This is a genomic window from Novosphingobium sp. ERN07, assembly GCF_012641335.1.
Classification (GTDB): domain Bacteria; phylum Pseudomonadota; class Alphaproteobacteria; order Sphingomonadales; family Sphingomonadaceae; genus Novosphingobium.
The window spans coordinates 1-9,633 of the sequence record NZ_JABAID010000039.1; the positions used below are offsets into that span (position 1 = coordinate 1).

The 9,633-nt window shown below is 60.5% G+C and carries 8 protein-coding genes and 2 pseudogenes; 6 read left to right on the forward strand and 4 right to left on the reverse strand.

The window, feature by feature from the left end; all coding sequences use genetic code 11:
- Positions 1–146 precede the first annotated feature (146 nt).
- Positions 147–983: pseudogene (locus tag HGI47_RS21560) on the reverse strand (IS110 family transposase); the annotation flags it as partial.
- 65 nt (positions 984–1,048) lie between these two features.
- On the opposite strand from HGI47_RS21560, the pseudogene HGI47_RS21565 reads away from it, so the two are divergent.
- Positions 1,049–1,177 (forward strand): annotated as a pseudogene (locus tag HGI47_RS21565) (IS5/IS1182 family transposase); the annotation flags it as partial.
- A gap of 85 nt (positions 1,178–1,262) precedes the next feature.
- A complete protein-coding gene (locus tag HGI47_RS21570; protein ID WP_168854818.1) occupies positions 1,263–1,847 on the forward strand; it encodes a transposase in 585 nt (194 codons plus the stop codon).
- Positions 1,848–2,102: 255 nt separating this feature from the next.
- Here HGI47_RS21570 and HGI47_RS21575 read toward each other — a convergent pair whose 3' ends face one another.
- Together HGI47_RS21575 and HGI47_RS21580 are read right to left on the reverse strand one after the other, a co-directional pair.
- Positions 2,103–3,098, reverse strand: a complete 996-nt coding sequence (locus HGI47_RS21575) for an acyl-CoA dehydrogenase family protein (RefSeq protein WP_206066357.1) — start codon at positions 3,096–3,098, stop codon at positions 2,103–2,105.
- A complete protein-coding gene (locus tag HGI47_RS21580; protein ID WP_168854820.1) occupies positions 3,076–4,224 on the reverse strand; it encodes an acyl-CoA dehydrogenase family protein in 1,149 nt (382 codons plus the stop codon). Before HGI47_RS21580 ends, HGI47_RS21575 begins: the two co-directional genes overlap by 23 nt.
- A 564-nt stretch (positions 4,225–4,788) precedes the next feature.
- Between HGI47_RS21580 and HGI47_RS23180 the strand changes: the two genes are divergently transcribed.
- The 4 genes from HGI47_RS23180 to HGI47_RS21600 all read left to right on the forward strand — a co-directional run bounded on the left by HGI47_RS23180 (position 4,789) and on the right by HGI47_RS21600 (position 9,030).
- Complete coding sequence (locus HGI47_RS23180; protein WP_168854821.1) at positions 4,789–5,898, forward strand: acyl-CoA dehydrogenase family protein; 1,110 nt, start codon at positions 4,789–4,791, stop codon at positions 5,896–5,898.
- A 9-nt stretch (positions 5,899–5,907) separates the two neighbouring features.
- Positions 5,908–7,137: an acyl-CoA dehydrogenase family protein gene (locus HGI47_RS21590; protein ID WP_168854822.1), complete on the forward strand. Its 1,230-nt coding sequence runs from the start codon at positions 5,908–5,910 to the stop codon at positions 7,135–7,137.
- A 197-nt stretch (positions 7,138–7,334) separates the two neighbouring features.
- Positions 7,335–8,147, forward strand: a complete 813-nt coding sequence (locus HGI47_RS21595) for an enoyl-CoA hydratase/isomerase family protein (RefSeq protein ID WP_168854823.1) — start codon at positions 7,335–7,337, stop codon at positions 8,145–8,147.
- A gap of 22 nt (positions 8,148–8,169) precedes the next feature.
- Positions 8,170–9,030 (forward strand): SDR family NAD(P)-dependent oxidoreductase, encoded by an 861-nt coding sequence (locus HGI47_RS21600; protein WP_168854824.1) that lies wholly within the window; start codon positions 8,170–8,172, stop codon positions 9,028–9,030.
- 53 nt (positions 9,031–9,083) lie between these two features.
- Here HGI47_RS21600 and HGI47_RS23185 read toward each other — a convergent pair whose 3' ends face one another.
- Entirely contained in the window at positions 9,084–9,299 is a 216-nt protein-coding gene (locus tag HGI47_RS23185) for a GMC oxidoreductase (protein ID WP_168854825.1), read from the reverse strand.
- Positions 9,300–9,633 lie beyond the last annotated feature (334 nt).

Below are 9,633 nucleotides of genomic sequence, written 5' to 3' on the forward strand. Positions count from 1 at the left end.
CCGGTGTACCTTCCTCACCCTGCTTGATGACGAACGCCTTCTGCGCGTCCGTGAACTTCGATGCCTTCATGCCACGCCTCCTTGCCCAGCCAAGGAAATCTGAGGCCGAAAACTCTAGCTCAAAACGATCCAGTTTTCAGGTGGCAGAGCAGGATCTTGCGCAGATAATGGCTGCCGCGCTTGGTAATTCCGAGCAGTCGCGGCTTGCCCCCCGTCGTCGCCTGTCGCGGCACCAGGCCTAGCCATGCGGCAAGATCACGGCCACGCCCGAAAGTGCGGGCATCGCCGACTGCGGCCACAACCGCGGTTGCATTGAGCGCTCCGATACCGGGTATGGTCAGCAGGCGCCGCGTGCGCTCGTCCGCCCGCGCTGCTTCGGTGAACTCGGCATCGAGATCGGCGATCCGCCCGTCGAGTGCGGTCCAGCGCTGCCGCATATCGCTGATGAGCCGATGGATGCGGCAGCCAAGCAATGGCTCGTCTGCGTCTAGCAGCTCGGCAAGCCGGACGGCGAGCTTTGCACGGCCTTGCGGTACGATGTGGCCGCGTTCCAGAAGCAGACTCCGAATCTGGTTCATCAGCGAGGTGCGGTCACCGACGAGCTGGTCACGAATGCGATGCAGCGTCTGCATGTCGAGCTGTTCTTCGGACTTCAACTCGACAAATCGCATCGTCGGCCGGGTTGCGGCTTCCGCGATCGCCTCGGCATCGCGGTCTTCATTCTTCTGGGCCTTGACGTAGGGGCGGACATACTCAGGTGACATCAAGCGGATGGTATGCCCCTGCCGCTCCAACGCACGGCCCATGTGATGCGCACCGCAGCAGGCCTCCATTGCCTCTATACAGGGCGGCAGAGCGCCTGCATACGCGATGACCGTCTCGCGCCGCATTCGCCGGCGGACGACGACCTTCCCGGTTGCATCCAGACCAACCACGCTGCAGCTGTTCTTGCCCAGATCTATTCCAAGAACCGATACGTTCATGACCGTCGCTCCTTCCTCAAAGCCTGCCGCTGTCAGATGATAGCGGTTCGATTTAGGGGCGGGCCATCCATAAAGGGGATCTCGGGCCTCTGATCGGACGGACCAAAAGCGGCATGAACACGAAATTGCACGCCATCACCGATGCCAACGGCCGCCCTTTGAGCTTCTTCATCACGGCCGGCCAGGTCAGCGAGTCATCGTGTAATTGCGGCTGCTTCCCTCGGACCTCGGTTGAGGCGCACACTTCTGGTTGTCGAATCCTGAAGGAAGGAAGCAGCCATGAAGCACTATGCCGGATTGGACCTGCCGATGGAATCCACGCAGGTCTGCATCGTTGACGAAAGTGGTCGGAAGCTCGTGTCGGAAAAGGTCGAGAGCACTCCGGAGGCTTTGGCCGCGATGCTCGAACGATACCGTCCGATCGAGCGGGCAGTGATCGAAACGGGACGCATGTCGCCGGCGATCTGCCTCGGCCTGCGTGAACTGGGAATCCCAGTGGTGTGCATCGATGCCCGCCAGGCGCACCAGAGCCTCAAGGCCATGAAGGCGAACAAGACCGATCCGCACGATGCTGCCGGCCTCGCACAGTTGGCACGCACCGGCTTCTACAAGGAGGTGCACGTCAAATCTCCGGCAGCGCATGGGGCGCCCAGCGTGATCACCGCGCGAAGCCATCTGGTGGAAGCGCGTGTCCGGCTCGACAACACGATCCTGACCAGGAGCAAAGAGACGTTCGCGCTGAAGACGTGGGCCATGAAAGTTGCGAAGCGTCGCGGCCTGAAGAAGGCTCGCGTTGCCCTTGCCCGCCGCCTTGCTGTCATCATGCATGCCATGCTGCGCGACGGAACTTTGTTCCAGGCGTGAGGTAGAGTAGAATCTGTTTGCCTGCGGTGAAGCGTCGAAGCTGATCCGAGGGCGGTGTCCCACGAGGGAACGCAAGGACGAACGATCTGCGAAGGTAGTCAGATGGGCTGCAAAGCCCGCATCGAGTCAATGCAACGTCCGCCTCTGTGAGACCCGATACAGCACGACTAGCCTCCGGCTCGGCCAGAGCGGACAGATCCATGAAACCCTCAAGGGGTCGGCACCGCCTAGCAACTGCAATAACAGATCCTGAGCCTAGCGTGAAACTGGTACCGGCACACTCGAGGGATCACCCCACATTGTCTCGGCCAGCGTAGTCGCCTGCGCGCGTGCCCCGCCCAGTTCGCCTTGGAGGATCCGCAGGCGGAAGGTCCAAAAATGCAGGGCATGCTCCAGAGTCATGCCAAGCGCACCGTTGAACTGGTGCGTATCGTAGTTGACTGCTTTGATCGCGCGCTGGGCATAAAGAGTCGCGATCTCTGCATCGGCGGGAACATCGCTCCAAGCGGCTCTCATCGCAAGCCAGTAGCACCCGCGCGCCTTTTGCAGATCGGCCGCAAGGCGATGCTGCACTGCTTGGAACGATCCGACAGGTCGCCCGAACACCCTGCGATCCTTGACATACTGCGTAGTAAAATCGATCGCGGACTGCATGGCTCCGGCAGTCTCTAGCGCAATTGCCAGCCGGCAAAGGTGCCGCAATCGCGGAACTGCCGACGGGCCAAGTCGACGTGAACCCGACAAATCGACCTTTTCCAGGACTCGGCCCATCGGATAGGCGAACATGGTGTGAACAGGCGCGATCGGGAGGCCATCGGTCGATACGATTGCGACATCGTCGCCCATGTCCACGATCAGCGTCCTTGCCCGATCGAGGAAACGCACTGCGCGTGGCAAGTCCTCCATTCTTGCCACGGCCACTGGCCGAGGAAGCGCTTCGCCGGTCAAAAGCGCGCCGATCAATGCCGACCCCGCAGCCTCGATGACGAGAGGAGCGCGCGCCGTCTCATATACGAGCATGGCCGCCTCGAGCAGGCCACAACCGTCGATCAGCGCAATCGAGAAGAACTCACCTTCGGCCAATTCGTGATCCAGACGATCGGCGTACATGAACTCCACCGGCTTCACGGTCGGGCCGGAACGCGGAATGTCCATGTGCGGTGTTACAATCTGCACGATCGCATCGTGAAGGACGCGTTGTTCGTCGTTGAATGCCAAGTCCATCCCTTCAAGCTCCGTGCGGAAGGCCAAGATAGCGTCCCGATATCATGTTGAGCTGCACTTCAGCAGCGCCCGCCGCGATTCCCGCAGTGATAGCAGCTGTGAAATGCGCCCGTAGCATCCCGTCGCCGTCGTGAGTCAACAGGTCGGGCAGATATGTCGAACTGAGATTGGCGACGGCGTGATCGGCCTGAATCATTGAATAGCGCGCGACGTAGGTATCGGCGCTCGGGGGCAGATTCTTCGCGCGGCCATCGATAACAACATAAGTCAGCAATCGCGCAGCTTCGACTTCGGCGAGAGCCTTGCTGCATTCCCCCCGGATCGCCGGGTCGTCGAACAGTCCGCGTGCCTTGAGATGCGTCACGATATGGTCCAGCGTACGCCGGGAGAATTCGTAGCGCGCCGCGCCGATACGTTCGTAATGAAGGATCGTGGTGACGATGTCCCAACCCTGACCCTCCTCTCCCAACCGGGCATCTGCGGGCACACGGACATCGGTAAAAAACACCTCGTTGAAATCATGCGGACTGTGAATGGCCGGGATCGGGCGCACCGTGATTCCTGCTGCGTCGACCGGCAGGATAAAGCAGCTCACCCCGCCTTTTCCGGTCGCGCCAACACGGGCCAGCAGGAACATGGTGTCTGCGCGGGCGGCATAGGAAGTCCATACTTTTGATCCATTGATAACATAACCATCGCCATCGGGCTCTGCCCGCGTCTTCATATTCGCAAGGTCGGTGCCTGCTTCAGGCTCGGAAAATCCTTGGCACCACAAGACTTCACCATCGGCAATCGGCCGGAGAAACCGATGCTTCTGTGCCTCGGTCCCGAACTTCATGATCGCCGGCCCAGCCCAGTTCGCCCCGAGGTAAAGCGAAGAACGCGGCTCACCCCTGCTCCACATTTCCTCACTGACGATGATCTGCTTCCAGGCGCCCGCATCCTGACCCCCATAGGCTTGCGGCCAATGGCGCACGATCAGGTCCTTCTGTGCAAGCTTGCGGTTGAAGCTGCCCGCATTGTTCATCAATTCGGGCCCGCTAGGCCCGTCATAAGCGAAGGAATCCCACCAGTTATTGGGCAACTCTTGCGTCAGGAATGATACCAGTTCTGCGCGGTAGGCATCGTCGCTTGTCGTCCAGCCAAAATCCATACCTGCACTCCCATTCGCCAATTCAGTATACTGTTTTCAATGTCCTGACCAGTGCTGATTCACAGCTAAGGTTAGACTTCACAAAAGAGTCTACTGGTTATATGCTGCGAGGTGGGACAATCAGCTGATAAATTCTGTGAAACAATGGAAGTGAGAGAATGTGCGGCTGTGCCACATTCCGGGACTTGCCTTTGTTGACGCCCACAAGCGCCAACGTCCATTCTGCGCTGAAAGGTGATCGGGATCGTCCTCTCCGCCACCGTCACCTCGGGGTTCAACGCCTTAGTCAGCTCTCTAATAATGCGGTGTCACCGCCTCGATCTCGTGCAAACCGCAGCGGTTGTTTGCCATTGTGGGTCGGACTATTCGGGCCACTCTGTTTGCCCCTTGCGTCGGAGGTGATGGATTGCAAGCGGCCCTAATCACAATTCTATTGCTCAGTGTTCCTGCAGCAGCGTGCCACTTGGCGGTTTGAGCGGCCCCGAAGCGTGACGTGGAGACAGAGGGCTTGCTCAACCGATCGAAGCGGGTTTAATATGGTGCACTAGTTAGCCGGAGACCGACGTGCGCCTTTCTTTCACTGCAGATCAACAGGAAATTGCTGCGGAGTTCGTTCGCGTTCTCTCCGCCGAAGCATCTTCAGAACGTGCACGCAAAGCGGTTGCCTCGTCCAAGGGCTGGGATAGTGCGCTGTGGCAAGAGCTCGCCGGCTTGGGCTGGTTCGGTCTGGGGATTGACGAACGTTTCGGCGGTCTGGGCCGCGACTATCTCACACTGTGCCTTGTCGCTGAGGCATTCGGTGCGAACTTGGCCGCTATTCCGTTTGCCAGCTCTGCCCTCGGTTTTGCCGACGCGATCGCCACGATCGAAGACGAGGTGATTGCCCGCTCGATCCTGCCCAGTGTCGCTGCGGGTAAAGTGATCGGTGCAATCGTTCCTGCCGAGAACTGGGACCGGCTGGACATCCAAGGTGGCCGAGCAAGGGGCGTCGCCAGCGCCGTTCCGGATGGTGCCGCCCTCACCCACTTGATTACGCTTGGCTCACACGCCGGAACGCAACAGGTCGTCCTGATTGAGATCGAGCAGTGTGTTCGAAGAAAGGTGGATTCGTTGGACCGCGTTAATCTTGCCTGCGCGATCGAACTCGACGACGCACCTGTGCGAATTCTCGCGGAGCGTTCCGACGCGCAGGCCATCTGGTCACGGATGATCGATCGACATGCCATTTACCTGGCATTCATGCAGGTTGGCGGCGCGTCGGCAGCGCTGCGTGCCGCATGTGACTACGTCGGACAACGCTACGCGTTCGGTCGTGCACTAGGATCGTTCCAGGGAATAAAGCACGGGCTTGCCGACGTTTACGCCGCAGTCGAAGTCGCTCGATCCAATGCATGGTACGCTGCTGCCTGCCTTGATATCGGCAACTACAAGCTGACCTTGGCCGCTGCCGCCGCGCGGGTTTCTGCAACCGAGGCTTTCCGCCGCGCCGCCCGCGCAAACATCCATTATCAAGGAGGCCTTGGCGTGACCCAGGAAGCCGACGCGCACCTCTATTATCGCCGAGCGCAGGCCTTGGGCATGACGATCGGCAATCCGGCGGTGTGGCGCGAGAGGTTCCTCCAGGCTTCGCTCGCGTTACGCAACGCTGCAACTCCGCTTGATCGTGCGGCCTGAGGACAGCCGATGAACCTTGAAGACACCCCTGAAGAAGCCGCATTCCGCAGCGGAGCGCGCGCATGGATCGCTGCAAACCGCTTCGACGACGCTACAATGGAATCCTTGAAGGGCCTGGCGGGTAACGGTACACCACTCCCTGGCAACGATCTGTGGCGGCTCGCCTGCGAATGGAACGCGCGCAAGCATGACGCTGGTTACGCGGTGCTCACGTGGCCAAGCGAATTTGGCGGACGCGATGCACCCAACCTCGGTGCCATCTTCGCCGAGGAGGAGGGCCCTCTCGCGCGGCTGCAATCCTTCCTCGTCATCACCCAGTTCATGTGCGGCGCCAGTCTGCTGGCTTTCGCCAGCCCGGAGCAAAAGCGGCAGTTGCTCCCGCGCATTGCGCGTGCCGATGATATCTGGTGCCAGATGTTTTCCGAACCCGGCGCCGGGTCGGACCTTGCCGCAGTGCGCACGTGGGCAGAGCGTACCGAAGGCGGCTGGGTCATCAATGGCCAGAAGGTTTGGACCAGCGGCGCACATCAGGCACAATGGGCCACCATTCTCGTGCGAACCGATCTGTCGGTGCCAAAGCATAAAGGCCTGACAATGTTCTTCTTCAGGATGGACACGCCTGGCGTGCGTGTTCGCCCGATCGCGCTAATGTCGGGAGAAGCCGAATTCAACGAAGTATTCCTCGACGACGTATTCGTGCCCGACGAGCAGCGCCTTGGCGAGGTGGGCGGGGGATGGAATGTCGCTGTCGCCACGCTCAACAGCGAGAGAATGGCGATCGGCGCGATCCTCGACGTGGATTCAGCCGCGCTGCTGGAACTTGTGTCCAGCACAGGAGCCATCAGTCGGGACGACGTGCGTCAGCAGATGGCAGACTGGATGATTAGGGAACAGGGCCTGCGTGCCTGTGTCGCGCGCCAGTTGACCGCAATCGCAGAGGGCCGCTCCCCCGGACCTGAAACCGCAACGATAAAGCTCGTCGGGGGCGTGATGATCGAGGAGATGGCATCCTACGCGCTCGATCTGCAGGCCTGCCGTGGGCTGGCTCTCCCAGAGCACCACACGTCAGACCACCTGTTCCGCGATATGTTTTATTTCGGCCCGGCGCAGCGCGCAGCGGGTGGTTCGGACGAGGTCCTCAAGAACGTCATCGCCGAACGCGTGCTCGGCCTTCCGCTCGAAGACCGGCCCGACAGCCGACTGCCGTTCAACCAAGTGCCGACTGCGCCGCGCGGATAGACTGGAAAGAAGCTAGCCATGGCCACTTCGTGACACGAATTTTTGCGCAACGCGCCGCAGGTCGGCAGGCGATGGCTTTCTGAAACGTCGCTTGGGGAACATACCTCAGAAATACTCGCTCGGCTCGGCGTAGGCGCAGGCCGATTGGCAGCAAGGCGCGAACGTCGCGTGAATGGCGAGAATCTAGGAGACGCATGATGGAACTACCCGAAGGACTGGACTACACGCTCGACGATGACGGGATCGCCCTAATCACGCTCAACCGCCCTTACGAGGGCAATGCCCTGACGAACGACATGCACAAGGGCCTGCGCACCCTCTGGCGGCGCGTCGATGATGATCCGGCGGTCAAAGTCGTCATCGTCACGGGGGCGGGAGAAAAGCACTTTTGCACGGGCGGTTCCGTGGCGGGCCTCAGCACCGATGGTGAAACCTCGCTGAAGCAGGGGACGCTTGAGGAGACGACGCACTGGTCGCCTTATCAGAACAAGGTCTGGAAGCCGATCATCTGTTGCGTCAACGGCTTGGTTAATGGCGCGGGCTTCCATTTCGTGGTGGACAGCGACATCGTCATTGCCTCGAGCAACGCGCAATTCATGGATACGCATACCAGCGTGGGTCAGGTCGGGGCGCTGGAAAACATGGGCATCGCGATGCGCTCCACGATGGGGACCGCGCTGTTGCTTACCTTTGCGGGCAAGGGCTACCGCATGGAAGCCGAACGTGCCTACCAAGTGGGTCTCGTAGACATTCTCGAGCCAGATCCTACCACCGCACTGGCGCGCGCGCATGCGCTTGCCCGGACCATCGCGGCAAACTCTCCGGTCGCCATACGGCTGTCCAAACAGGCGATCTGGGGCTTGGCCGAGCAGGGCTATGGTCGCGCGCTCGAAAATGGTTGGCAGTTGCTGCGGCTCCATTGGGGCCACCCCGATTTCGACGAAGGCCCGCGCTCCTTCCGGGAGCGGCGCAAACCTGCGTGGAATCCCGACCCGAACGCCCGACGCTGACTACCGACGAGGATGACGAAAAATGGGAATGTTGGAAGGTAAAGTTGCGATCATCACCGGTGCAGGCGGCGGCTTGGGCCGGGAGTACGCCCTGCTGTTTTCGCGCGAAGGTGCCAAGGTCGTCGTCAACGACTTCGGCGGATCGCCTGACGGGCGCAGCGAAGGATCGCCTGCCGCCGTTGCGGTCGCCAAGGAAATCCGCAGCGCCGGAGGGGAAGCGATCTTCAACGGCGCCGATGTCGGCGATGCTGGGCAAGCCCAAGGCCTGCTTCGGTCCGCGCTCGATGCATTCGGACATGTCGATATCCTCGTTAACAACGCCGGAATCCTGCGCGACAAGAGCTTCGTTAAAACCGAAGAGGCTGATTGGGACGCAGTGGTTCGCGTGCACCTCAAGGGCACCTACAACGTCACCCGCCCGGTCTTCGCGTGGATGAAGGACAATGGTGGCGGGGTCATCGTCAACACGACGTCGGCCTCTGGCCTACTCGGCAACTTCGGCCAGAGCAGCTATGCGGCAGCGAAGGCAGGGATCTGGGGCCTCAGCCACGTCCTTGCCATCGAGGGCGCAAAATTCGGTATCCGCGTGTGGACGCTTGCACCGACTGCCACCACGCGCCTGACGCAGGACCTGCTGCCCCCAGAACTGGCCGCGAAATGGCAGCCACACCGGCTCGCCCCAGCGGTGCTGTACATGGTCAGCGATGCATCGAAGCCCTTGACCGGCAAGACGCTATCGCTATCCGGATCGAAGATTCAGGAGCTCAAGCTGGTCGCCGGACCCGGCTATTGGCCCGGCGATGAAACGCCCACGGTTCAACAAATTGTCGACAACTTCGACAAAATATTCCTGCCGGAAACTGGGCCGATCGACTTCGTCTAGCGCGGCACGTCCTTACGCTCTGGCCTCGTGTCGGCCAGCAAGATGGGCGCAGATCATCTCCACACCCTTTTCGGCACTCTTGATTGTCGGCGCTTTGATGTCGTCCGATATGATGTTCGAATCGATGAGGCGTCGATGATCCTGAGCCCGTCGACTCCCCTCACGCACAGGCTGGCATTTATGACGGCCTCTGGACCGTCACCTAGTGCGCACATGCAGGTGAGTTGATAGAGCCGTGCGAGCCGGCGCGCGGATACTGCGCTTCCCATTCTGCGTCCAACGATGGCAAAGGCGAAGACGCGTTCTCCCCTACAATGTGCCGCTTAAGCGTCAGGGTTTCGTACAAGCCGGCGATGAATCGCACTGTTCTGATAAGCGTCTAAATATTGCGCCGGTCGCAACGCGACTCTGACCCTGCAGTGCGGCTGGGCGACATCTCCTAGAATTGTGATGCGAGGCCGGGGATGCAACCATCCCGATAAACTGATCGCCAGGAGCATGAGACTCATGAGACCTGTGCGCGGGTAGGCGTAGGGCACTGATTTTGAGCGTTATGGAGAGTGGTTGGGCCAATGCGCAGTGTATTGGCCGCCATCTTGCTCG